The 26544-nt window shown below is 43.0% G+C and carries 21 protein-coding genes and 1 tRNA gene; 12 read left to right on the top strand and 10 right to left on the bottom strand.

The window, feature by feature from the left end; genetic code table 11:
- Positions 1-133: 133 nt before the first annotated feature.
- Positions 134-1954 carry a hypothetical protein gene (locus ACL9RF_RS03190; protein WP_422799145.1) on the bottom strand — a complete coding sequence of 607 codons (1821 nt, stop codon included), beginning with the start codon at positions 1952-1954 and terminating at the stop codon, positions 134-136.
- A 4-nt stretch (positions 1955-1958) separates the two neighbouring features.
- The gene (locus ACL9RF_RS03185) at positions 1959-3734 is read right to left on the bottom strand and encodes a hypothetical protein (protein ID WP_422799144.1); all 1776 of its coding nucleotides are present in this window, start codon (positions 3732-3734) and stop codon (positions 1959-1961) included.
- A 329-nt stretch (positions 3735-4063) separates the two neighbouring features.
- On the opposite strand from ACL9RF_RS03185, the gene ACL9RF_RS03180 reads away from it, so the two are divergent.
- From ACL9RF_RS03180 to ACL9RF_RS03150, 7 genes are all read left to right on the top strand, one after another.
- Complete coding sequence (locus ACL9RF_RS03180) at positions 4064-5098, top strand: c-type cytochrome (RefSeq protein WP_422799143.1); 1035 nt, start codon at positions 4064-4066, stop codon at positions 5096-5098.
- A gap of 25 nt (positions 5099-5123) precedes the next feature.
- A complete protein-coding gene (locus ACL9RF_RS03175) occupies positions 5124-5594 on the top strand; it encodes a hypothetical protein (RefSeq protein WP_422799142.1) in 471 nt (156 codons plus the stop codon).
- A gap of 65 nt (positions 5595-5659) precedes the next feature.
- On the top strand, positions 5660-6598 hold the full coding sequence (locus tag ACL9RF_RS03170) for a substrate-binding domain-containing protein (protein WP_422799141.1): 939 nt from the start codon (positions 5660-5662) through the stop codon (positions 6596-6598).
- Between the two features lie 24 nt (positions 6599-6622).
- Positions 6623-7552, top strand: a complete 930-nt coding sequence (locus tag ACL9RF_RS03165; RefSeq protein ID WP_422799140.1) for a LysR substrate-binding domain-containing protein — start codon at positions 6623-6625, stop codon at positions 7550-7552.
- An 89-nt stretch (positions 7553-7641) separates the two neighbouring features.
- Positions 7642-8601, top strand: coding sequence for a bifunctional helix-turn-helix transcriptional regulator/GNAT family N-acetyltransferase (locus ACL9RF_RS03160; RefSeq protein WP_422799139.1), 960 nt, complete (start codon positions 7642-7644; stop codon positions 8599-8601).
- Between the two features lie 212 nt (positions 8602-8813).
- A complete protein-coding gene (locus ACL9RF_RS03155) occupies positions 8814-10331 on the top strand; it encodes a glycosyltransferase family 39 protein (RefSeq protein ID WP_422799138.1) in 1518 nt (505 codons plus the stop codon).
- Between the two features lie 177 nt (positions 10332-10508).
- Positions 10509-10715 carry a hypothetical protein gene (locus tag ACL9RF_RS03150; RefSeq protein WP_422799137.1) on the top strand — a complete coding sequence of 69 codons (207 nt, stop codon included), beginning with the start codon at positions 10509-10511 and terminating at the stop codon, positions 10713-10715.
- A gap of 87 nt (positions 10716-10802) precedes the next feature.
- On the opposite strand, the gene ACL9RF_RS03145 is transcribed toward ACL9RF_RS03150, so the two are convergent.
- Entirely contained in the window at positions 10803-11645 is an 843-nt protein-coding gene (locus tag ACL9RF_RS03145; protein WP_422799136.1) for a helix-turn-helix domain-containing protein, read from the bottom strand.
- Between the two features lie 103 nt (positions 11646-11748).
- Between ACL9RF_RS03145 and map the strand changes: the two genes are divergently transcribed.
- On the top strand, positions 11749-12516 hold the full coding sequence (gene map, locus ACL9RF_RS03140; protein ID WP_422799135.1) for a type I methionyl aminopeptidase: 768 nt from the start codon (positions 11749-11751) through the stop codon (positions 12514-12516).
- A gap of 131 nt (positions 12517-12647) precedes the next feature.
- Here map and ACL9RF_RS03135 read toward each other — a convergent pair whose 3' ends face one another.
- The 4 genes from ACL9RF_RS03135 to ACL9RF_RS03120 are packed head-to-tail and all read right to left on the bottom strand — an operon-like array spanning position 12648 to position 19361.
- A complete protein-coding gene (locus ACL9RF_RS03135) occupies positions 12648-13772 on the bottom strand; it encodes a cytochrome-c peroxidase (protein ID WP_422799134.1) in 1125 nt (374 codons plus the stop codon).
- A gap of 20 nt (positions 13773-13792) precedes the next feature.
- Complete coding sequence (locus ACL9RF_RS03130) at positions 13793-15343, bottom strand: DUF6850 family outer membrane beta-barrel protein (protein ID WP_422799133.1); 1551 nt, start codon at positions 15341-15343, stop codon at positions 13793-13795.
- Positions 15344-15345: 2 nt separating this feature from the next.
- The gene (locus ACL9RF_RS03125; RefSeq protein WP_422799132.1) at positions 15346-16554 is read right to left on the bottom strand and encodes a DUF4876 domain-containing protein; all 1209 of its coding nucleotides are present in this window, start codon (positions 16552-16554) and stop codon (positions 15346-15348) included.
- Positions 16555-16568: 14 nt separating this feature from the next.
- Complete coding sequence (locus ACL9RF_RS03120; RefSeq protein ID WP_422799131.1) at positions 16569-19361, bottom strand: TonB-dependent receptor plug domain-containing protein; 2793 nt, start codon at positions 19359-19361, stop codon at positions 16569-16571.
- Positions 19362-19844: 483 nt separating this feature from the next.
- Between ACL9RF_RS03120 and ACL9RF_RS03115 the strand changes: the two genes are divergently transcribed.
- The 3 genes from ACL9RF_RS03115 (at position 19845) to ACL9RF_RS03105 (ending at position 22338) form a co-directional block, all read left to right on the top strand.
- Positions 19845-20678, top strand: coding sequence for an SDR family oxidoreductase (locus tag ACL9RF_RS03115; RefSeq protein WP_422799130.1), 834 nt, complete (start codon positions 19845-19847; stop codon positions 20676-20678).
- Between the two features lie 163 nt (positions 20679-20841).
- Positions 20842-21300: a DoxX family protein gene (locus tag ACL9RF_RS03110; protein WP_422799129.1), complete on the top strand. Its 459-nt coding sequence runs from the start codon at positions 20842-20844 to the stop codon at positions 21298-21300.
- Between the two features lie 123 nt (positions 21301-21423).
- Positions 21424-22338, top strand: a complete 915-nt coding sequence (locus ACL9RF_RS03105) for a helix-turn-helix domain-containing protein (protein WP_422799128.1) — start codon at positions 21424-21426, stop codon at positions 22336-22338.
- Between the two features lie 171 nt (positions 22339-22509).
- On the opposite strand, the gene bioB is transcribed toward ACL9RF_RS03105, so the two are convergent.
- Both bioB and ACL9RF_RS03095 read right to left on the bottom strand, forming a co-directional pair.
- Entirely contained in the window at positions 22510-23607 is a 1098-nt protein-coding gene (gene bioB / locus ACL9RF_RS03100) for a biotin synthase BioB (protein WP_422799127.1), read from the bottom strand.
- Between the two features lie 327 nt (positions 23608-23934).
- Positions 23935-24918 (bottom strand): YeiH family protein, encoded by a 984-nt coding sequence (locus ACL9RF_RS03095; RefSeq protein ID WP_422799126.1) that lies wholly within the window; start codon positions 24916-24918, stop codon positions 23935-23937.
- 489 nt (positions 24919-25407) lie between these two features.
- On the opposite strand from ACL9RF_RS03095, the gene ACL9RF_RS03090 reads away from it, so the two are divergent.
- Positions 25408-26193, top strand: a complete 786-nt coding sequence (locus ACL9RF_RS03090) for an SMI1/KNR4 family protein (protein ID WP_422799125.1) — start codon at positions 25408-25410, stop codon at positions 26191-26193.
- A 90-nt stretch (positions 26194-26283) separates the two neighbouring features.
- Here the strand turns inward: ACL9RF_RS03090 and ACL9RF_RS03085 are convergent.
- Positions 26284-26368, bottom strand: a tRNA-Ser gene (locus tag ACL9RF_RS03085).
- Positions 26369-26544: the final 176 nt, after the last annotated feature.

Below are 26544 nucleotides of genomic sequence, written 5' to 3'. Positions count from 1 at the left end.
TACGATAGTATATTATATGGCTGGTATAGCGTTTGCGGCTAGACTAAAACAAAAGGAAGTGGGTATAATCGGGTATTGAAATTTAAATTTAAGAAACTGGATTACCGCTTGATATGAAGCTGCAAATAAATAATTAAAAACATTTTAATTTTGTCAACCATAATAGACCTAAAACATCCTTTTCGGCTGCAACCGATCGTTTTAAGTCGCTTATAACAGGGTCATTCTGGTAATACCGCATCACATCTATTTCTCCCTCTAAAGGATAGTCCGGCGCATCGGGTTTTACAATTTGCTCATCCGTTGTGCTGCTGCCCTTATGAGATGCTGAATATTCAGTGCCACCAAAAGATTCTATGATTTGGTGGCCCACCTCATGAGCCGCTGTCTGTTTAAAAATTTGATCTTCATCTTGTAATTCATTATAATCCCATCCCAACTCATAATTTATATAGCCTACATTATAACAAATAACGCCCCATAGCAGGAAGTCTCCATTTTTATCCATAGGCTCACCTGGTAAAGGTGCTGGATTACCGGAGCGTAAATAGACATTGTTGGTATTATAGAGCAAATTCAATTCGTCCATAGCTCTTTCGTTGGTGTTCACAGGCTGGATAAAAACTTCATATTTCCTTCGATTAAGGGTTATATAATTTGCAACATCATGCCGCCAATTTCTTCCCCAATGGGATTGCAATCCCTCCAGGGCCAGATTCTTCAATTGCTCAAAACTATGTGTTCGCTGCTCAATAGGTGGTTTCGACTTTATACGTTTAGATTTGGGGATTTGATCACTCGGAGCGGATGGACTACAGAGCCCTAACCTGAGGCCACATTTTGCGCTATCAGGCATCAGCCCAATAGCACCACCATCTTTAAAGTTAACCCGAAGCGTGACATCAATACGGAAGGTGAGGTTATCGATTTTTATATCTACCCAATCCACTCTATCATAGGCATATTTAAAAACCGCAGTTGTGCATTCCTTTTTTAAATGCTGCGCTTTTCCTACTACGGTAGCGGTGAATCCTACATAATTCGTAAATATGAAGCTGTCATAGATTCTGTTGCCATCAAAACCATTCCAGCTTATTAAATATTCCCCTGCAGGCCAGGCACGCTGCGGCTCGGCAGATTTCTCTACAGCAGCATAACGTTTTCTCTTAATTTTAAGCTTCCGCTTAGGCAAGATTTCCACAACCGCCGTTGTCGACGACAAACGGTGGATAATCGTTCCATTTTGCTCAATTTTCAGATACCATCGATCTACCCCTTTACCAGAAACCTTTAGCTTAAACTTAATCTTATCATTCCCTACCCTGCCGAAGAAATCTGGAATACCTAAGGGTACAAAACTAGTTTTTACATGTTCCAGACTGATATTAAAATCATGGGTACTATTTTCGGGAATCGGGGCCGCAGCATTCCCTACAACCTCGCTAGGAGCGGAAACCTGTCCCGGATCGAGAAAACGGATGCAACCCTTTTCGAGCGCGCTGTTACCAGGCATTTTACCCAGTACCGATAGCGTTGATTTGGTCAGCAACACGGCATTATCCTGAAATTTACAGCAGCTGTAATCTTGCCAATCGCCTAGGATAGCGGTCAAACTAAAGCCATCGTCAAAGATAAAATTGGCTATATATTTGTCTAATATAGTACCCGAAAGCCTTCCCTGAACCGAAGGACCATCTTGCAAAACCCTAAACACCCCTACATGGGTACCCATTTTTATCTTGGCACCATCTACGACGAAAAGTTGCTGCTCTTGCTGCTGCTCCTCCCTTTCGCGCTCTTCAGCAATTTTAGCCATATTTAGAGCAGCGCTGTTTGCTCTTACACGAGCCTGATACACCAAATCTCCCGCAGAACTGACAGCGGATGGGCCTACATCTTCATCCGCATTCGCACGTTCGAAACAAACTTTAATCGCCCTATTGAACCATGACATAATTTTATTTACTTTTTAATTTACTTAACCCTATTAAACCTAAAACATCCTTTTCATGGGCTACAAAACGACTAAAATCTTGTATAGGCACCCGGTTTTGATAATAAGGCATAATATCAATTTCGCCCGATGTTGGATAAAGGGGCGCATTCGAATTTTTGTTTTGTGTTATCAGGTTTACCGTACCTTTATGTCCATAAGAATAAATAGTTCCGCCATAAGCTTTTAAAATCTCATGTCCAATTTCGTGGGCGACTGTCTCCCTAAATTTGATATCCTCATAGGCTTCTCTTTCATAGCCCCAACCTCCCCCATATTGGATATAGCCTACATTATAACAAATGACACGCCGAGCAACCAAATTGCCTAGCCAGGATATGGGGTCGGCTGTTAGGCTACCAGGATTTGTAGACCGTAGCCAGGCATTATTCGTATTAAAGATTAACAAAGTCGCAGGCATAGCATTTTCTGCTGTAGGTATAGCCTGTATAAAAACCTCATACCGTTCACCTGCTAGGCATACATCCTGTGCTACAGCATGTTTTTTATTTCGCCCCCAGTGGTAACATAACCCTTGTAAGGCTAAGTTTACTAAGTCTTTAAAACTACGTATCTGTGTTTTTATGGGCGGCTTGCCTATATCTAATGCCTGCAGGGGAAGGTTGTCCCATGCATCCTTCAGATCGCTACGGTAGCCCCTGAAAAGGCCTTTACGAGCGCTATCCAACCCGCGAGCACCACCATCCTGGAAGTTTACCCGCAACGTAACATCGACCTGACGCATGGTAGTATGTATTTTTACATCTAACCAGCGGACCTCTTTGTAAGCATATTTAAAAGCCACTGTACTAGCGGCTTTCTTTTTAGTTGCCGTTTGTCCGGTGAGGGTCGCTTTAAACCCGGAATCGCAGGTAAACACAGCGCTATCGTAAATCTTATCTGTATCCAAGCCATCCCAGTTTATATAATATACACCGGCATGCCAAAATCGACTACTGCACACACTTTCCGCTTCGACCGTTGTCGAAAAAATTTCATAAACCACCCTACCTTGCTGTTCAATTACAAAATGCCATTGCTCCACGCCCTTTCCCGATACAGTTAGCTTAAATTTAATGTAGTTCTTTTCCGCAGTACCCTTAAAATTTGCAACCCCCGGAGGGACAAAATCCGATTTCAGATGTTCCAGCTTAATAGCAAAATCCAAGGCTTCATTTTCCGGTATTGGCGCCAGTTCGGCAGCGCAAATATGCGTAGGTATATGCACCTGTCCTGATTCTATAAATTCTATAAAGCCCAGCTCGGGGCTCGTATTTTGAGGCATTATTCCCTGCACAGGTAAAGTAGATTTAGTTAGCAGCACGGCATTGTTCTGCGTTTTAGCTGTACCGTAATCTAACCATTCGCCCAAAATTTCCGACACAACAAAGCCATCATCAAAGGTAAAATTCGCGGTACTTCTATCTTCCACAGTACCGATGGATCTCCCTTGTACAGCAGGCCCATTGTGGAGCACCTTGAATGTGCCTAAATGGGCGCCCATTTTAATTTTGGCACCCTCCACAACGATAATCTCCTCCTCCATGGCCTGCTCATCCTTTTGCCATATGGCAGCCCTGCCCTGCATTGCGCCCTGCTCTTGCTTAGCCTTACCTTGGGCTTCATCTTCCAGTTCTGCTTCACGAGCAGATGCGGAGCGTTCCACAAGCTCCACAGGAACAGGAAAAGGAACAGGAACCGAATTCTGTGCCCGATAATTTCTTTTTAACCATGACAACATAATATATATTGATTTTCATCCTTCCTGCTTGCACAGTATAGCTATAGGCTATACGGCTATGCTGGTTTCGCTTGGCTACAGCCAAGACCGTAGTCTTACAGTTATAGGTTATAAACATACACACACTTCGTATCAATCGGTACTAACCTAAAGTATAGTTTAGCCCCGGCGCAGTAAATTTTTTCGGCTAACCTTTTATCCAGTAACCGTAATTTTTCCGCCTAACTTTTCCGGTAGACAGACCATCCTACGGCATACCATAACATAAGGTTATTGTCCATAAAAAACTCTCATAGAAAGAACAACAGCATTTTTGGCAAGTTTGTACTATGAATGAAGGTAAAAAATCACTAGACCCAAACTTAACCTATACCAATGGCCTATTGCACTATACCAAAATATTGGCCGTGTTAAGTGCTATCATGTTGTTGATACTAACCATTTTGTTAAATCAATACCAAGCAGAATCTCAAAGCAAGCAGAGTAGCCCATTACACACGACCTTACCTACAGTTTCAGCCATACCCGACGATTTTGTTATACCCGCCTTTCCAGAAACCGAAGAAGGTAAATTAGCCGCCTACGGTAAGCGTATCATTACGGAGACTTATGCCGAAATTGGCCCCGGTACCCGCCTCGGCATTACAGGGAATCGATTAGCCTGCAGCAGCTGTCACCTGAACGCAGGTACCAAGGCGTATGCCGCTCCCTATATCGGATTAAGTGGTCTTTTCCCCATCTACATAGGGCGCGAAAATAAGGTGGTATCCTTGGAAGAACGCATCAATGGCTGCTTTGAGCGGAGTATGAACGGTAAGGCAATCGATGTAAACAGCCTTACCATGCGCGCTATAATCAGCTATATCAAACATATTAGTGCAGATGTTCCGGTAGGAAAACGCATGGAAGGACAAGGATTTGTAGACTTTAAAGCACCAGAGCGAGCCGCCAATCCGAAAGAAGGTAGCCTGGTATACCAAAATCGATGCGCCTCTTGCCATGGTGCCCAAGGGGAAGGACTCCAAGGAAGTAATGGCCACAGGGAGGCTGGATATATTTACCCTCCGCTCTGGGGCGACGACAGCTATAACGATGGTGCAGGTATGGCGCGCCTACTAACCGCAGCCCGTTTTATAAAGGGCAACATGCCTTTGGGTGTACAGCACGACAGTCCACTGCTAACTGACGCGGAAGCTTATGATGTTGCAGCCTATATCAATAGCCATAACCGGCCCTCCAAGGCGCAGAAGGAATTAGACTATCCCGACCTCACAAAAAAACCAAAAGATTGTCCATATCCACCCTATGCTGACCATATTAGTCAGGAACAACATAAATTTGGACCCTATACTTTTGTAAAATAATCCGAACAACTAATAAAAAAAACATATGAAAAAAAACCTTATTATGCTCAGCATCGCCGCAGCCTCCATTTTTGCTACCACCGCACATGCCCAAGCGCAGCAAACTGTAGCACAGAATAAACAGTATAACGGTGCACAAGCCACAAAAACGGAATATAAAGCCATTTATCAGATGGATCAGGCCTCCCCAGAGATTATAAAAAAGACAATACGAAACATCAATAATCTCCTAAACGACCCGCGCCTTCAGGGCAAAGTTCAAGTAGAGCTTGTCGCTTTCTCTGGCGGTACCGAAGCATTCCGTAAGGGTAGCGAATATGAAGAAGCCCTTCTAGCCTTACTGAAAAAGGGGGTTATAGTTGCGCAGTGCTTAAATACCCTTCAAGAGCGCAAAATTGAAAAAGGTGAATTGTTTGATTTCTTGGCTTATGTGCCTACCGGCAATGGGGAGTTGCTGATTCGCGCCAATGAAGGCTGGACAATCATTAAACCCTAAAACTTAAAGCCTACACCCAAATCTTAAACCTTGAAAATTAAGCGCACATACTTAAAACTTAAAATATGAAAAAAGCATCACAAAGAAAGATACCCCTGTTTATGCTCCTGCTAACGGGTATGGCCAGTACCGTCGTAAATGCACAAGATAAATATCGCTATGACCCGCCCTGGAATACGCCACCAAAATCGGCCGTCGAGTTTACGATAAAAGGCATAAATAATGTTCCCGATTTATACGGCGATATTGTTGACCCACAATTGGTGGTATTTTTTGCCGGTAATCAATTTATGTGTATAGACGAACTACTGGATGGCTTCAAAAAGAAACACCCGCAGATCGAACGTATATTTGCCGAAACGCTGCCACCGGGGATACTGGCGCAGCAGATTGAAGGCGGCTCCCTGACCATTGGTAACCTTCGTATCACGCATAAACCCGATGTGTACACGGCCGGAAAAACACGTGTAGAATCCATGATGTCTCATTTTAATCGTGTAGAAAGCTATGCTTACAACAAACTGAGTTTAATGGTACCTCGCGGTAATCCGCAAAATATACAGAGTTTAGCTGATTTAGAGAAGAGTGCTGTTCGGGTTAGTATGCCGAACCCGGCATGGGAAGGTATTGGCCGACAGATAGAAATCGCCTATAAGAAAGTCGGTGGAGAGAAATTACATCAGGCGGTTATGAAGACAAAGGTCGACGAAGGTACCACCTACCTCACGCGTATACACCACCGCGAGAGTCCACTGCGTATTCTATACGACGACAGCGATGTGGCCCCTGTATGGACCTCGGAGGTGTTATACCAGCAAATGATAGGCCACCCTGTAGAGGAAATAAAAATTCCGCAGCAGCATAATATCCGCTCCACTTATATGGCTGGAAGACTGAAAAATGCTCCTCGGCCAGGTGCTGCGGATTTATTTATGGATTACCTAATTTCGGATGAGGCAAAAGCTATTTATCGTAAGTATGGTTTCGACGTAGACGAAAAATAACGCATTTTTTTAGTAATATTGATTATGATTAACGCAGATTTCAAGATTTTGGTGTTTATTGCCGCAGCCAGGCATCTCAACTTCACACGTGCAGCGAAGGAGATGAACATCTCCCAACCTGCTGTCAGCAAAAATATCCAGGAACTTGAACTGCAAGCCGGCCGTAATCTTTTTGAACGCAATGGACACCGACTGGCACTCACCGAAGCCGGACAGCTTATGCTGGAGCATGCCCTTAAACTTACCGCCGTATATGAAAACCTGAACTGCGAAATGGGCATGCTTGATGGTGTTCTTGCCGGAGAGCTTCGGTTAGGATCTAGCACCACCTTATCGCATTTTATCTTGCCTGCGATATTGGCCAACTTTCACTTGGATTTCCCCAATATTAACCTGAAGGTGCTGCATGGCAACTCCAGAACGATTGAGGATTGGTTAATGAATAAAACCATTGATCTCGGTGTTGTTGAAGGGCTCTCCGATAACCTCTCCTTAAAGTATGAAACCTTCCTGAAGGATGAGGTGGTATTGGTAACACGAAAGGGTAACCCTAAACTTGCAGGTCGTGAATCTATTACCCCCGAGCAGCTCCTCGATTTTGAATATGTCTTTCGCGAACAGGGTTCGGGTACGAATGATGTGATCCGAAAAGCCATAACTGCCACAGGAATCGACTGGCAGGGACTTTATGTTAAGGTATATATTGCCAGTACCGAAAGCATTAAAAATTTCCTGCTTAACACAGATTGCTTTTCCTTCCTTTCTATACATGCCATATGCAAGGAGCTTAAACAGGGTGAACTGCAGGTCGTCGATGTAGAAAACTTTAGTATGGAGCGTAACTTTTACTTTGTGCGCCCTCATGGGGTTATCGGTCAATTGCCCGAGGCTTTCCGTAGGTATGCCTATCAAAGATTTGCCAAAAACGGCGTTTTCAATCCGCAGGAGAAATAATAATTCCTTTAAATAAAATTTGTCAATTGTATAAAATCCAATATATTTGCATAACTAGTTATGTAGTTTATTATACAATATAATTTGAAATGGATTTTTTTAATAGAACTGGCAAAATGGCCTTGGGAAGTCGTTTGAGACTTTTAACGGCAAAATTTACGGACGACGCCGTAAAGATTTACGATTTATACAACAGCAATGTTTCGGTAAAATGGTTTCCCGTATTATTTGTATTATCCGATGGCAGCGAAAAAACCATTACCGAGATTGCCGACGAAATCGGGCACTCGCAACCTTCGGTAACAAAATTAACCAAGGAAATGGCGAAAGCCGGCTTACTAAATAACAACCTTAAAACCAGCGACAAACGTCGAAACATGGTTAGTTTATCGGAGGATGGACAGTCGGTTATAGACCATATTATACAGGTGCAGGGTATCGATGTGGAAGCCGCAATTGATGGACTTATCCGTGAAGCGAACCATAACTTATGGGAGGCTATTGCCGAATGGGAGTTTTTACTGGAACAGAAATCGCTGTTTAGACGGGTGCAGGAGCAGAAAAAGGACCGTGAAAGCAAAAATGTGCAGATTGTTCCGTATAGCGCCATGTATCAGTCTGCCTTTAAGGCTTTAAATGAAGAGTGGATATCGACCTATTTTGAAATGGAGGAAGCAGACCATAAGGCGCTGGACAATCCTGAGGATTATATATTAAATAAGGGCGGTAAAATATTGGTGGCGCTGTATCAGGGTGAACCTGTTGGTGTATGTGCCTTGATAAAAATGGAAAATGCACCCTTCGATTATGAAATGGCAAAAATGGCTGTATCGCCAAAGGTACAGGGTAAAAGCATAGGTTTTCTGCTGGGAACGGCCATTACAGATCTGGCCACGGAATTGGGGGCAGCGAAAATTTTTCTGGAAAGTAATACGGTATTGAAACCTGCCATCAACCTTTACCATAAATTGGGATTCCAAAAGATTTCGGGTTTCCCCTCCCCGTATAAACGCTGTAACATTCAAATGGAGCTTAATCTTCCTAAATAATCCTTACTTATACGTTTTATTAACGGGCAATAGGATCACGCAAATCAGACCGAACTACAGATTACGCAAATAGGCTACTTTTACAAAGAAAGTAGCTTGTTTTAATTCCTGGATAGCGCGACAGGCTTAGCCATTGGGATAATCCTGATTTGTACTATTTTTCTTTGCTTGGGCAACCATATGCTGCTTACAAACGTTTTAGGTATAGACATATGAAAAAAACAACTATCCTATTATTCCTTATCCTGCTTAAATTTGTTCTGCATTATTTTCTGATTGCTGCGGATTATGAGTTACATCGCGATGAATTTTTACACCTGGATCAGGCCAATCACCTGGACTGGGGTTTCACTTCTGTCCCACCCTTCACCTCCTGGGTTTCCCTGCTTATTAAAATATTGGGAAATGGCATTTTTTGGATTAAATTTTTCCCCGCATTATTTGGGGCACTTACGATTTTGTTAGTCTGGAAAACAATTGATACGCTAAAAGGTGGTACCTTTGCTTGCCTATTTGGGAGCTGCTGCCTTATCTTTTCGTCGCTTCTGGGTATCAATGTATTGTACCAACCCAACTCCTTCGATGTATTATGCTGGACCGCATTTTATTACTGCAGTATAAACTATATTAACCGTAATAGAAGTAAGTACCTTTATTTTATGGCATTTGTATTTGCCCTTGGTTTTTTAAATAAATACAGCATTGTATTCCTCTTACTTGGCTTTATTCCTGCCCTCTTGCTTAGCAAAGAAAGGAAGGTATTTGGCAATAAACACCTATATTATGCAGCGGCCCTCGCCTTTATTCTTATCCTGCCCAATTTAATTTGGCAATACCAACAGCATTTTCCGGTGTTCACGCATATGCAGCAATTAGCGGCCACACAATTGGTACATGTAAACCGTGGTAACTTTATTGCAGCGCAGTTTCTGTTTTTTCCGGGTACTTTTCCTGTTGTTCTAATCGCCTTTTGGGCATTATTATACGATAGTCGCTTTCAAAAATACCGGGTTTTCCTTTATTCATTTAGCATTACCCTTGGTATCTTCTTATTTTTCAAGGCTAAGTCTTATTATGCCTTCGGCCTATACCCGATATATATTGCATTTGGTGCTGTGTATTTAGGCCGCTGGATTAAAAAACCAGCTCCTGTTTTAAAAACAGCCTTAGTAAGCTGGGTTATTATTTCTTTTATTCCGCAATATCGCCTTGCATTTCCCAAACATAGTCCGGCCTACATAGTGCAACATCCCGAGAAATATCGTAAACATGACCTGTTAACCTGGGAGGATGGCAAACAGTATCCCCTGCCGCAGGATTTTGCCGATATGCTGGGCTGGAAGGAGCTGGCCAGAAAGGTTGATAGTATTTATTTGGGTATGCCTTATCCAAAAAATACCCTGATATTATGCGATAGTTACGGGCAGGCTGGTGCGATTAATTATTACTCTACGCTGGGATTACAGGCGGTTTCTTTCGAGGCTGATTATATAAACTGGTTTAACCTGCGACCGACTTATCGGAATCTTATACGCGTTAAATATGCATGGGAAAGGGAAGCCGAAATGGCTGGTACGGGGCCCATTTTTGAGCATGCCGCCTTGGCGGATTCCATAACGACAGCGTATGCGCGCGAAAATGGAACCTTAATTTTCAGCTTTACTGGAGCCAAAATCAATATCACGGATAGAATAAAACAAGAAATTGAAACAAAAAAAAATACACCATGAAAAGGGATTGCTTCACTAGTGTAGAAAATATAAAACAGGCAACAAATTAAACTACAAGTAAATAAAAAAGAGAAATGTACTGCGTAAACCCTGGCTTTATATAAAGAAGTAATAAAGAAACCATAGCACGTATAGGAATTTAACAGTAAGTTAACATTAAAAAGGTAGTTTAGTAGGATGTTTACACTTATAATCCCAATTCTAATCTTCGCGGTACTGTTGGCCTTACTCAATATGGACTCCATTAAGAAGGCTTTATTATTTGTAGTGCTTATAGGCTGCACAGTCTTATTTATCTATTCCTGCCTTAACTTTCCGGGACTTAGCGCCATTGGCACTTCCTTATTTATCGTTGCTGGGGTACGGCTGGCACGAAATCTATAGTTAGCGTATAGATAACCTACTTATCGAGGCTGATGCCGAAGGAGAAAACGGCTTATTTTCAGTTGTAAGGCTGAACAGTTTGCAGCCTTACAACTGAAAATAAGCCTTCGGTGGCATACCCGAGAATTTACGGAAATCTTTTATGAAATGGTTGTCGTCGTAATAGCCATTTGTTAGTGCTACCTGCATTAGATCTTTCGTACCTGCGGGTTGCAAATCTAGATAGGCTGCTAAAAAGCGCTTCATTAAGAGGTATTCTTTGGGCGAAGTACCGATGTACCTTTTAAAGTTTCTTTCTAACCATTTATAATTTAAACTGCCGGCATAGCCCAAAAGCAGATCTTTTACCGTAAGTACAGGTTGCGAATCGATATACAGCAGGATGTCTTCCAAAATTTTGGGACTGCGGATGGCTGTGGATTGCTGCTGTACCTGGATAAGAAATTTACTGACCACAGAAATCTGCTGTGCTATAGAGGAGGTTTTGTAAAAATCGCTATAGAGGTTCGCGACCTGCGGACCGGCAATGTCAGAAAAATTAAATATTTGTTCTTTTGCCCCTACTGCATCATCCTGATTAAAGAGGGTAAAAAATGCCTGTGGATAAAAACGCACTACCAGGCACTTTTCGTCCGGGAATGTAGATTCGCAATAGGTATTTCTAACGACGCCTGCACAGACCCAAACATGACTTACTGTACGCTGCTGCCCTCCGGTATGTATGGTGGTAACAGCTGTATGTTTCGGCATAAATACCAGCACCGGAAAACCATCGTTAAAGAATAATTGCCGACCGCCAGGATGTGCTGCGCCATCGTACACATAAAAACCCTCAACAACATTATCGAGCTCCTCCGCTGCAGCATACTTGATTATATCGCCTGCTTGATCGAAATCGGGGTTTATATGTTTAAAAAAGTGAATCGGCATAGGTCACAAAAATAGCAATTCGCGAGGATACTCACTCAAATGTCTAAGTTATACTATTGTCATCTTACCATAGGTCCTACTTTTGTACCTATAATTTTAAGACATGATCATAACGGATAAAAAAGATATACAGGGTATGCAGCAGGTTAGTGATGCGGTGGCCCTTACATTAAAGAAAATGCTCGCGTATGCGAGTCCGGGAATGAGCACCTTGGAGCTCGATACCTATGGCGGAGCGCTACTGGCTGAATTTGGTGCACGATCGGCCCCAAATCTGGTGTACAAATTTCCAGGGTTTACCTGCATAAGTATAAATAATGAGGTATGCCATGGCATCCCTAATGCCAGAAAAATTATACAGCATGGCGATGTGTTGAATATTGATGTGTCGGCAGAGTTACATGGTTATTGGTCTGATAACGGATGTTCCATGGTTGTAGGCGAGGATTTACATCAGCAGCAAAACCTTGTAAACTGCTCACGAAATATTCTTAAAAATGCGATTAGCCGTATTCGCACTGGTGTGCGTATAAACGAAATTGGCGATTTTATAGACAAAGAGGCCCGTAAAAACGGATATAAGGTTATTAAAAATCTAGCAGGACATGGTGTGGGAAGGGCTTTACACGAGCAGCCTGATAATTTATTAAATTACAAAGATCGCCAGGATACTCGCCGCTTTCGGAAAGGTGCTGTTATTGCTTTGGAAACTTTTATTAACACCCACTCTAGTTATGCTATTACGCTACCTGATGGTTTTACCATGCTGGGCAATAATGGAGGTTTTGCCGTGCAACATGAACATACCGTACTGGTGACCGATGGTTTACCGCTTATCCTGACGGAGAAAAATGATATTTGGGAGTTGTAAGGAACATAACACACGAAATACAATATTTTATACTGTTATAAGCAGTACATTATGGATTTCCTCGATTTATTGTTTACGTTAAATCGAGGAGATTCCAATGCATGGCTACCTGGCCTGGTACGCAACAACGCTTACCGTGGCAATTGCGGTCTATCCATTTTATAGGCCGTAGCGGTAATACTTTCCAAGAAAGCGGCAAGGGCATCGATTTCTGTGGCCGATAAGCCCAGGGGTTTCATCAACGGGTCTGTAACCGGAAAAAGCGGGTCTTGCTGTTTTTCTTCTTCGGTAGGGTTTACCATCTGCATTCCGCTATTATACATGGAGAGCAATCCTTTTATATCGTCGAAAAGACCGGTATGCATCCACGGAAAAGTATGCATCACATCGCGTAACATAGGCGTTTGAAAACGTCCGACATCTTTCGGGTCTTTTGTTATTGCGTAGCGCCCTAAATCTTGCAGCTCTCGTTTGTAATAGGTTAAACCGATATTATGGAAATCGTGGTCTGTAAAATAAGGGCCATTATGACAATTCATACAGCGTGCTTTGGTACGAAATAGGTGTAAACCCTGGATTTCCTGATCACTAAGCTTCGCATAATCGCCATCGACAAATTCATCAAAGCGACTGCGGCGCCCTTTGATGGTGTTTTGAAAGGCACGCAAGGCCTCCAGCATACGCGTTACCGTAACTTTGGTATCACCGAAGGCATTTTTAAAATATACCTCATAACCCCGTATAGCCGCAATTTTACGCGGCAAACGTTTAAGATCTGCGGCCATTTCATGCTGTGCCAGCAGTGGCCCTAAAGCTTGCTCCTCCAAGGAGGATGCCCTGCCGTCCCAGAACAAGGCCTTCCGCTGCGCTACATTGATAATGGATATGGTATTTCTTGGCCCCTGCCTATGGTCGTTGCCCAATGCGATATCGCGGCCATCTGCCCAGCCCAACTGCGGGTCGTGACAGCTGCTGCAGGAGACTTGATTAGATCCCGACAAACGAGGATCAAAAAATAAAAGCTTCCCCAATGCCGGCAATGGCTTTTGCTGCTCTTCTAAAAAGGAAACATCATAGGGTAATGCCGCCAACTCCTGCCATACCACCGCTGAGTCTAGGGTTGGCTTTGGCCATTTTGCAATCGGTTTACTATACAGAACCCGTAATTGCTCGTTCTGGTCTAGGGCGCTATCAAAATTTAAAAATACCAAAACAAAAGGTGCCACCAACGGCAAAATATACTTCAACTTAATCATCACAAAACTACCTCAAAATCTTACAAAACTATGCCCAACCGTAGCGAGCCTCTTGCATTATACTGCCCTTGATCGAAATGAACAACAGCCATTTCTGCCCCTACCTTCCCTATTAACCGCTTAGACACAGGGAAATAGTAACTGCCCCGCAACGCGTAGCGGCTATGTGCCGCACTGTAATAATTAAACTGCTCCTGAATTAGCGTTGTTAACCCTGCTGTGGCCAAAGCCTGAGGCATGGTTAAATCGGCATGGAGAAAATCGGATCGCTGGAGCCCTAAATCGACATCCCAGAGGCTGCGCATTGTCCTTTGACGCATCAACCCTGTGGTAAAACCATAACTTATTTTTTCCCATTGCATCGTGCGCTGTTGGGGATTATAAGATAGCTTATCCATCGTCATATCGAGTGTGGGGTTTACCCGCCATCGCCATCCTGACCTTAACGGATAGCTTACCGTTATACCCACTGCTGCCTGGTATACCCGATGACTGAAATCCTGAAGCTCTCCAATTTTCACATAGTTACTTCCTGTAGGATTATCAAACAAATAGCTGCGCCCGGATCGTTCGTAGTGACCACCGCTTAGCTGCGGTATCCAAGTAAACTTGCCACTACTGCCAACATATCCCAACTGCCCCTGTACCGACCGGGTATGGGCTTCAGATACCGGCAAAGACCGTAGGTTGGTGATGCTTTTATCTATATAAAAACGCTGGGCTACCAAGGAACCATAAAGCCCCTTGTCGGCTATAGGCTGCCACTGCAGGCCTATTCCGTTCATATGCCCTATATAATAGGTCTCCGAATTTTTTCCCCAGAATAGTTTCTGATCTACACCCATGCCAATTAAATGAAAAAATGCAGGTGCAGAAATAGGACTAGCAATGCTTACGGTATTATTTTGCGTGTAATAGCGATAATCGTAGTGCAGCGCAAGCCTATACCTCCCCACAGGCCTCGACATACCGACCGACAAGGTTAAATCGGAACTTGTATTATGCGTACGTGGATCGACAGAGCGGTATAATAAAGCCGCGGTGTACGCACCCGAAACGGAAAACGTTTGTTTGCCGACCTCCCTGTTGTACCCCCCAGCAAAATGGTAAAACTCATTGTTTTGGTCTCCACCTACGCTATCCGCCAATACATAGGGGTACACCCAAGACAAATCTGATGTTTCATTCCAGCGAACAGCCTTCGACCGCTGATTTCCATAACGCCCCGCACCCCAGATTGAGCTCCAACGGTCCAAACGTCGGAAACTATGTACCGCCAAACCGTAATGCTGCAACCCCTTACCCTGTTGGGGGTCAAACAGGGTCTTTCGCTGCGTAGCATACAACAGCTCAACTGTCGAAACCTCGGCTGTACTATCGCTATGCCGTAACACAGCGTTCACCCCTGCCTGCTGGCGTTTCAGCACAGACTGGTCCAGGTAATTACGCTGCAGCTGTTCCCAGTTTGTTGCCAAACTATCCTGCTGTTGCGCCCATACCATCGTACAGGAAGCCAGCGACAGTAATGCCGCTATCCTCATTTTCACAAAATAATCCTGAAACTCCGGCATGCTTAATTTTTCAACGAAGGCTGCACCTCTGCATCAAAATCGACACTCGAATTATTGGTATCTTTCAGCCTACGGTGCCCTGCAGCTGAGGTGCCAATCACCTTTCTACGCACACTTTTACCGTAGCGAGAGGTGTCGCCGGAATACTTGCCGCAGTAGGTCCAGCCCCTATCCAAACTTACTGCTGTAACCAACCATTTAAACTCGGATGCCACGGAAAGATTCACCGCATCAATGACCCATTCGTTCGGAATTTTATAGGCCAAATCTTCCATATCAAAACTAAAGTCACCCTCCACAAATTTGTAGCTATACGCATAGGTAAAATCGCTTAAATAAACAGCCTTACTTACAGGAATACGCGCTAAAATAAAACTCTGAAAACCACGGTTGTTTATAACAATTCGATCAAATAAAGCCTCCAAGTTTGGCACATTCGGGTTATCGATTGTTTCATCATCATCAGGCGCAACAATTTCAAAATCCGCCTGGCTGAGATTTATTGCCAAACGATTGAACTCCTTATGATTAATAGCACTTTCCGCAATAACGATAGCTCCACCAGGCTGCACCGGATATGTTTTTCCATTCCCCGGAATTACCATTACCGCATCGACCGCAACGGCCTCCTCCATAATATTAGGCTTGTAATCACGCTTATCCACCGTTTGAAATGCTGTCGTTGCTATCACCAAGCCATCCGCATACAAAACACGTTCACTGTTATTATACAATTTTATGTAGCGGTCGCCCAAATATTGCTGATTCTCCGGGGTTAGAGATCCGGTGAAATACAACTCCTCAATAACAAAGTCTAGTTGATTGTTTACCACATAAAGCTTCAACGAAAGCCGCTCCTGTCCGGCAACAACTTTAGCGCCCTGCAATAGACCTGCAATGGCTACCTCTTCCTTAACACCCTGCACTACATAGCTGGCCTTACCCTCCACCTGTATCGTATACACACCCAGAGGCAAGTTTTCCGTAAAACTTAAGTCGGTACCCTTCCATTGCAACTCCATGCCCGTGTTGGTCTCTTTTAATGTCGCCGTTAGCGATTCGATAAGCAGGTGGCTCATTTCTGCAGGCTTTTCCAACTGTATAACAACAAGATTTCCGGTATTCATTTCGGTAGTTGTATCTTTTTTACAGGCAAAAAAACCTACTAATACCACAGCAAGTAGCATTAAACCTATTCTATTTATTTTCATAATTTTTAACGTATTTAAATGTTCAAATTTATTTCCATTCCAAAATATGGGCTATTAATTCCGCGGGCACGAAAGTCTACACCATTTACGGTATAAGACTTATTATACTGCAGCAAGCGATTTACATACATCGCCATACGAATTTTAGCGCCTATATTTTTTGTTGCTTTAAAGTTTACATACATCGTCATGGGAACCCGGGATACGGCGAAGGCATTATCGGCATAATTAACAATAAGCTGTTTTAAAGCAGGGTCTTGTGCGGCTCTATCCGTAAAAGGATAGCGGTTGCCATTGCCGTCGATATACGCTACAGGCCTTCCATTTTCATAGGCACTTTGATTGGTTCTAAACCACTGCACCTGCAGCGATGTTAAAAATGCCATCCCGATACGGGGGAAATAATTATCGACAAAAAGCTTACTATGGAACACCTGGTTTTTAAAGCCCTTATCGGTTAAATATAACCCCAAATATTGCTGACGCTGTCCATCGATAATAATCGTACTCCGCGGATTATTATACAGCATTCGGCTATTGCCATACTGCGATTTAAACCAAGCACCATCGGCCGTAAGTTTGGTATTTAAGAAAGTAAACCTTGGACTCGACAGCTGAAACTCTACCCCTTGTTTATGGATGCTTGAGCCATTCTCAACCTTTGGATAAAGGGTCAGAATAGTCCTGTCCTGATAGGGTAATGCATAAATATCTGGTGCTGCAGTAATCGTACTGGGATCCAGATGACTCGTTTGATAGGTTTTAGCATGCAACACCGTATAATCCGACATGTTGCGGAAGCCATTATGCATCGACTCATCAAAAAGCGATGCCACAAGATTTACCCCAGCATACGTTGCCTGCATACGCAGTTCTTTTTTTAAGGTACTCGCCGGCGTCAGGCTGTAATTTGTGGGATCTAATGACTGTGTAAGAAAATTGATGCGTCGAAATTCAGGGGTATCATGAAAGTAGTTCAATTGCACGATATCCCAATACACCGTATTGGGCGAAATCTGCGCCATAACTGGTTTTTGAGAAGCCCTTCCCACACCTGCGCCAACCGTTATCTTCAAGGGATTTCCCGCTATATCAACAGCCGGAAAATGCCAGGCTATATTAAAGCGCGGGTCAACATACCAATGGTTCAACATGCTGTAAGCAGCGGGTAAACCCAAAATTTTATTGGCACGGAGCCCCAGCAAGGCTTCGATGCTGTGCGCTGCAAGACTGTACTTCAGCTGATCTTCAACAAAAAAACTTAGCTCCTGGCTGGCAGGAATATCCTTAAACGCCCGTGGGCGCACATCCATCTGCGGGGATAAGGGGCGCATAGGATCGAAAACATGTCCTTGACCTATATTTTTATCCATCGACCATTGGGCGCCCACAAGCCAATTCTGCGTTAGCTTTTTCCAGGTAAAAAAATGCTCACTTTCCAGATTACCATATAGATTTAAAGGCTTCCCATCTACCTGAAGGTGGGCCGTATAGTTGCCCGGCAAAAAGATACCATCGTGCACCCCATCTTCCCTACCGGGCGATATCGCTGTAGCCTGCTCCAGCTGTACCCATTTCACCCGATCGATACGATCTTGCTCCAAGTGTAAGGAATGATTAAGCGTAATTTTTCTAAACCAACTTGCCTTGGGTCTACTTACACTTAAGTGCTGCGACAGGTTACCTGTTTTATTCTTCGCAGCATAGCGATCCACTTCAGCATAGCCTATGTCGCTATCCTTTTTTTCCTTATCCAAAGTCGATGATAAATCTAGGGCCGCCATCCATTTCCACTGTTGCCCAGAGGCATCCTGCCAGTTACTATCCCATTTAAACATGGCCGTTAACCGGCTGTAGTTTTCCAGCGGATTGGTCGGGCTATCTTTAGCTTTCAGGTAGTCTATGCCTACATTTACAAACTTATTGGCACCCACCGCAAGACCCTTACCGGCATAAAATAACTTACTCAATCCGTCGGATTTAAAGCGTAAGGTCAAGGGCGATCCAGCAGATTTCCGACTTATCTTTACTAAACCAGAAGTTAAGTTACCATAACGTACCGACGGTATACCGCGGATAACCTCCACCTCCTGGATATTATCGGTAGCTATGGCGCGTAAATCAATCCCCTTGCCCAGCATATTGCGTGAGCCACTAACGGTACGCCTGGTTTGGCTTTCACCAATTGTTGCCTGCATATTGGCATGGCTCGACAGCGGTGCCCCGTCTATCATAAATGCAACACCCAAACTAGACGACTCATATCCAGGTTCATTAACGCCAACCTCACGCAGCTGCATGGTATTTGCGGCCGTCAATACCGGATCTTTGGCCATGCCCCCCGGCAACAGCTCTAAAAGATCCGAAAAACTACTGGGCTGCAACATCTTCAAGGCTTCACGTGTGATCCAGGTGCTGCTGCTGAGCCTATTCGTTTCCTGTCCGGTTACGACGACTTCTTGAAGGTATTGTTTCTCACTTTTTAGACCTACCGACATTAGGGTTGATACCGTATCTGCACGCAGCTCCTTGGTGTACGATTGGTACCCCAGTAAAGAAAAGGATAGCTGTAATTTATCGGTTTGCGGTAAAGTTAATACGGCGATACCCTCTTTATTGGTAATTATAGCTTGTGCCTTCCATTTTATATTTACTCCAGCCAGCCCTTTACTTGTCGTACCATCTACGACACGGACCTTTATAATTCTGCTCTCCTGACCAACGCCAACCAAAGGCAGTAAAAACTGAAATACGACTAAAACCACACTTATTTTTCCAACGGCCCTGTTATATAATCCAACCTGCACTGTATTTTATTTTTATTTAGTCTAAATAGATTTTCCGCAAAAGTATAAAATATTTGGCATTACGGAAATTAAATGTTTTATTTTTCTGTTCCATATAGCTACCTTAAAATAATATTCTGACCAGCAACTATAGTCGTCCATTAAACCCGGTCTTGCTAATCGAGCAAACAAAATTACTTAGTGGCAAATCTCTTACTTAACACAGTGTAAGCATTTGCTAAAAAAAAGCTTCAAGAGACTGCGAGGAAGCGTCTTTCAGCCTTACAAAAATGGGCTCTTGCCTAACCGAATTTTATAAAGACTAGAAGGGTAATTCTGTTTGTAGTAAAGCATGCCCAACTGTGGATATGCCAGCTTCCTAAGGAAAATACCGTAACATGCAAAAGACACCTGCACTTTGAATACCATTTTCTTCAATTCGGATACTTAAACTGCTGCCGATAGCGTGATATTTGTTCACTAAAGTAAATTAAAGCTGCTATCATGAACAGTACTATACTTATAACCGGGGCCTCTTCTGGAATTGGAAAGGCTACTGCATTGTATTTTGCAGCGCGGGGTTGGCAAGTTATTGCCAGTATGCGTGATACCACGGATGCCAAAGCCTGGGGCGACAGGGAGAATATTTTTTTGCAACAGCTGGACGTTTGTGATGCCCATAGCATCGAAAAGGGAATTGCCGCCGGAATAGCTAAATTCGGGAAAATCGATGTATTGGTAAACAATGCAGGTTATGCGCAATATGGGATTTTCGAAAGCATTCATGAGGATCAGATGCGCAAGCAATTTGAAGTCAATGTTTTTGGCGTTATGCGGACTACAAAAGCTATATTGCCCCATTTTCGGGAACAGCAAAACGGAATCCTCGTTAATATCAGTTCGGGTACTGGGCGTTTTACCGTTCCTTTGATGTCGCTGTATAGCGCAACAAAATTTGCGATTGAGGGTTTCTCCGAGTCTCTCGCTTATGAATTAAAGGCTCAAAACATCCGTGTAAAAATTATTGAACCGGGAAGCACGGCGTCTAACTTTCACCATACCTTAACGGCAGAGGCTGCCGAAAATAGCACCTTACCCGATTATGAGGCTTACCGCAGCACCTTGGAGAAACGAATGTCCGAAATACGGGAAAAATATGCTACACAGGCTTCTACGCCTGCAGCCATTGCGCAAACGATTTTTGAGGCGGTAACCGACGGAAGCGATAGGCTTCGTTATGTTGCTGGAGATGATATCTTACCCTTTATTGCGCTACGGACTTCCAGCTCTGAACAGGAATACCAGGAGACTATGCAAAAACAGTTTTCCGTAGACTAATTGCAAGACCTTTGGTTTTAGGTATGCCTTATCGGCGTATCGCCTTTGCCTTGTCAATGGTATCGGCAAGCGGTACTTAACACTATAAAAATAGAGGATATACATATTTTAAACACCTAAAAAGAGCATCCTATAATCCTCTGGATGACGCAATATATAGTATATGAAAAATAAGCTATTGGCATATTTAAAATGGAGCGCTACGGTTAAAACATCTTGGATAGGAACCGTGTTGCGCATTTTGGTGGGTTTGCTGCTATTGTTGGCCGGGATAAGCCATTTAACCGCGTCGAGCGTAGAGTTTGCAAAGTTGGTTCCCGCCTGGATGCCGCTGTCGCATACCTTTATTGTTCTATTTTCGGGTCTTATCGAAATACTATTAGGGTTGGCATTAATTGCTTTATCCGGTAAAAAGGTTTTGTTTGGTTGGTTAACGGCTATTTTTCTGCTGCTGGTTTTTCCAGCAAATATTAACCAATACCTCAACCATATTGATGCCTTTGGGTTAGAGACGGATCAAGCGCGTTTTATGCGTTTATTTTTTCAGCCGGTATTGATTCTTTGGGTCCTCGGGTCTACGGCGGCATTAAAGTCTGCTATACACTATAAAAGCGCTAGGTAAAAGCAGGCTTAATGCCTGCTCCTGGTCTTGCCAAAAGTGCACGCAGGATTTATCGGCGTTAGGTTTAAAAAATATCCCTAAAACTTATAATCTGTTGTACCTTTACCCTAACAAAGTGTTGCGATGAAAAATATCAGTTCCATATCCGAATTTCATAATCTTCTGGGCTTACCCAAGCCCCTACATCCGTTGATTAGCTTAATAGATGTTACGGCGATGCAAATTTCGGACGATGCTATTTGGAAAAAATTTACCGTAGACTTTTATAGCATATCCTTAAAAAGGGATGTCAAAGCTAAAATAAAATATGGCCTGCAGTACTATGATTTTGATAAGGGTACGATGAATTTCCTCGCACCCAAACAAATTCAGTCGCTAGTTGTCGAGGAGGCTAATGCCATTACAAAAAACTGTGGCTTCGGGTATATGCTGATGATTCATCCTGATTTTTTATATAAACATCCACTAGCGATGGCTATAAAAAACTATGGTTTCTTTTCCTATTCCTTGAATGAGGCTTTACATCTTTCGGAAAGAGAGGAGCGTAATATTATGGAAATCTTCCAAAAGATAGCGCTTGAATATCAATATATAGACCGTCATACGCAAGATATTATCTTGTCGCAGATCGACTTGCTGCTGCAGTATAGTAACCGCTTTTACGAACGCCAGTTTTTCACCCGTAAAGCGGTAAATAGCGACCTGCTAGCTAAGATGGAAAGTATACTGAATACTTATTTTGAGCAGAAGTTAACGCTAGAAAATGGATTGCCTACGGTAGAATATATCGCTTCTAAGCTTCGTGTTACCCCACATTATTTAAGTGATATGTTGCGTAGCTTAACCGGACAGAGTGCACAAACACATATTCACGAAAAAACGCTGGAGAAGGCCAAAGAGTACCTGTTGGCGACGGAATTATCTGTTGCAGAAATTGCTTACTTATTGGGGTTTGAGTATCCACAGTCCTTTCATAAGTTGTTTAAAAGGAAAACCCAGATGTCGCCTTTAGCCTTCCGCTCAAATTTTAATTCCTAATACCTAAACCTTATTCCTAAACCTTATTCCTAAGAATGCTGTGCCTATAGACAGGCGTCCCAGCCTTTAAGATGTTATACTTTATACCCGCAATTTGCCGAGCGACAGTAGACGCGCTGGGCCTATTGCGGGTTTTAGCTTGCACTTTAGCTAAGAAAATAGGAATATGTGTTACTTTTTGCTGTTTTTGGTATTACTGTAGGCAATATTGCGTTCAATTTTATGCGCCGGACGGCTCCACCGTTCTTTTTCCTCGCTTTGTAATGCGCCACTATTCCTTACCTCAGCGTCGTCTTGTCTTTTTGGCGGCGCACCTTTTGCAAAGGGCTGCTGCGGTTTTAAGCCTAATAGTTTAAACAGCTGCATATCTTCATGGATATCGGGGTTCGCTGTGGTTAGTAATTTATCGCCAGCAAATATCGAGTTCGCTCCAGCAAAGAAGCACATCGCTTGCCCTTCCTGCGACATCTGGGTACGCCCAGCCGATAAACGGACCTGCGCCTGGGGCATAACAATACGTGTGGTCGCTACCATGCGTATCATATCCCATATCTGTACGACTTGTTGTTCCTCCAATGGTGTTCCCTCTACCGGCACTAATGCGTTTATTGGCACCGACTCGGGGTGTGGATTTAAGGAGGATAGGCTTACCAGCATTTCTGCCCGATCCTGTAGGGTCTCTCCCATGCCGATAATGCCACCGCTGCATACCGTTACATTGGTTTTACGCACATTGGCGAGTGTCTTCAAGCGGTCCTCATAACCGCGGGTAGAAATAATCTCCTTATAGTATTTTTCGGAGGTATCCAAGTTATGGTTGTAGGCGTATAAACCTGCATCGGCAAGGCGCTGCGCTTGATTTACCGTTAACATCCCTAAGGTACAACAGACTTCCATGTTTAAGCTGTTTACGGCACGTACCATGTCGAGTACCTCTTCAAATTCTGGCCCGTCTTTTACATTACGCCAGGCAGCACCCATACATATTCTTGAAGACCCTGCGGCTTTTGCGGCCATAGCCTTTTCTTTTACTTCGCCGATAGTCATTAGATCATTGCCCTTAATATTGGTGTGGTAGCGTGCTGCTTGCGGACAATAGGCACAATCTTCGGGACATCCACCGGTTTTAATGGATAATAGGGTCGAAACTTGCACGCTATTGGGGTCGTGGTACTCGCGGTGTATTTGTGCTGCCTTATAAAGCAGATCCATTAGGGGTAGGTTGTAAATAGCTAGAATTTCTGCTGTTTTCCAATTGTGTTGTATCATCTGTCTCTATGTAATTCGCCCTGGCTTTACTGCCCTGGAGTAATAAATTTGTACCCGACAAATGTATTTTATTGTGTAGAGTTAGCTATAGTCCGGTTACTAATTTATAGATAGTCCGGACGCTGGGTTTACTTGAAGGTAAGTTGTTAACCGATTAGATATACGGCGCATATTTGCTACTATACCGCAGTAAAAATGGCTTACAAAAATGGGATTGTAGGGCATGGTTTGGGATCGTTAATACGCTCCTCCAAGATTTAGGTTTAGCCTTGTACTTCGATTGTATCCTAAATTAAATGCTGCCTATTGAAAATTTACATGGTGCTGCTACCCTATATATAGTATGGTCCACAACGTAGCCACTGCCATGACCACCCAGAGCAATACGCCTTGTACCAAAGGCTTGAAGCCCACCGTTTTTAACACCTTAAAGTTTAATCCGCAGCCAATTAAAAAGAGCGTTACGGTAAGCCCTGTTTTTGCCAGCGCAACGGCATAATGATGGTATGCTTGCACAAAGGGTATATAACTATTGGCAACCATAGCCAGGACAAATAGTCCGATAAAATATGGAATTTTCACTTTCGCGCCTTTATTCTTAAAGATAAAGGTGGAGATGAATGCCAGTGGTATAATCCACAGTGCCCTGGCCAACTTTACAGTTGTTGCAATTTCCAAAGCTTCGGTACCATATACCCCCGCTGCACCTACGACCGAGCTGGTATCGTGTATGGCGAGTGCACACCAAATCCCAAATTGGCTTTGCGACAGATGCAGGAGGTTACCAAGCCAAGGAAAAATCCATAAGGCTAATGCGTTTAATATAAAAATCGTTCCCAGAGCAACAGATATAGGTTTTTCGGAAGCTCGTATTACCGGGGATATAGCGGCAATGGCGCTACCTCCACAGATGGCTGTACCTGCCGCTATAAGGTAGGAGGTTTTCTTTTCAATTTTCAATAATTTCCCTAGGAAATAACCGATTATAAGGATACCTACAATGGATACAACAGTGAAGGCAATACCATCTTTTCCAACCTTTAAAGCACTGGAAATTTGCATCCCAAACCCTAAGCCTACTACCGACACTTGCAGTAAAAAGTGTGTGGCTTTTTGCTGCAGCTTGGGATACGGCTGACCGATAAATTGTGCTAAAATTATCCCGATTAACAAGGCTATGGGAGCTGATATAAAGGGTAATAAGCATACGATTAAAGCAAATAAAAAGATCAGCTCTTTTGGACTAAATTTGTGGTTCAGTAGCTTATGTAGGCTACTTTCTTCACCTTCCGTTTTAACTAATTTTTCCATAATCATATTTTTTACTACCACAAAGTTCCTTTTATTTACCCTGCCATGGAAATTACAATTTGTAATTATCCATAACAATTGGTTATGACAAAATGAAAAACCAATAACCAATATCCAATATCAATTTCATTAGAAAAGAATACGGGAGCTAGGTAACGAGGGGGAATGTAGGCTGACCTAAACTTTTGATACCGTAAGCAGCGTTTAAGCATTGGGGTTACAGGTTGAGCAGGGGTTCGTAAATTTTCCGTATTACGGGCTTTATCTTGCTGTATCTTGCCTAAATTTAAGGGTGCTTTTCGTTTTTGGGGTACTTTATAAATTTAAAAAAATTTGTGCAAACTAAACGTTTGTACGGTAAGATTACCTATTTTAGATTTTTTAGTTTGTAGGTTATACTACGTAGCGGGCTTCCCCAGGCATGGGTAGTAGAGCACACGGCTGAAGGTGTTTTCAACATTTTTATTGTTTAATTTAATTTTAATTGAAATGATTCCTTACAACGAAATATTAGAACAAATAAAACCGGTAGATACTCAAATTTTCCGCCTTGGATTGTCTGAGGAGGAAATTCAGCAATTGCAAGAGCATAGTGTACCTAAACTGCCAAACTATTACGTTGATTTTCTAAAGATCTTTGGTTTCCAGCAGGATTTTGTACAGGGTTTATTTACGGATAAGAGGTTGTTTTTAACACATAATACGGACTTGCAAGAGGCGGCTGCTTCGGCGCCTTTTTTGGGTAATTATGTAATTATTGGTGATAATAATGGTGAAGATTTTTGGATGCTACGCACGGATGATGAAGAGGATTTAAATGTTTACAATTGGGTAGACGATGAGGTGGAGGATACAGAAATGACTTTTATGGACCTGCTGCAGCATGCGGTTTTGATGCGCACTGATCCGAATACGTTTTGGGAATCTAATGCCAATAAGTTTTGGCATGTTCAGTTTAATATTCCTACAGCGAATGCGGATTTACTCTATGCTACCCTGCCGCTAGAGATAAAATCTGATTGGCGTCTTGTGGATGGGGATACTGATGCTGCTGAAGTGTTGTATTGTTGTGATGCGGAATTAAGTGGCAAGCAGATCAGGTTAAATAAAAGTGAGCGTCCATCCCGGAATTATACCTTGTATTCTTTTGATTGGTATGAACCGCTAAGTCAAACGAAAATAGATTCTCATATTAGGTTATGGCAGGATGTATTGGAAAAGAACTTTAAGAATTTTTCGTATCTGGATTTTGGCTTTGGATTAGCTGAAGCTTAGGTTAGCGAGAAATTTGTAAAAAAAAGAAGGGATTTAGATAATGGAAGCATCTAAATCCCTTATGGTTAAACATTAACAGCTTAATGTTTGCGGAGAGTGAGGGATTCGAACCCCCGGACCTGTTACAGTCAACAGTTTTCAAGACTGCCGCATTCGACCACTCTGCCAACTCTCCGCGACAAAAGTAGAAATTTTTTGTGGTTTCACAAATATAAATTTGGTTTTTCATGCTTTAAATGGACAAAAAAAGGCTAAACCGCTAGTAATGAAAGTAATTAATTTTGTTCTTTTTGCTTTACAATAATTTTAGATGCGCTGCATGTCGGAAAAAAATCCCATCACAGCTTTTTC

Source organism: Sphingobacterium sp. Mn56C, from assembly GCF_049319645.1.
In the GTDB taxonomy this organism is placed as follows: Bacteria; Bacteroidota; Bacteroidia; order Sphingobacteriales; family Sphingobacteriaceae; genus Sphingobacterium.
Note: the sequence above shows the minus strand (reverse complement) of the source record. Positions and strands in the feature narration are given on the sequence as shown.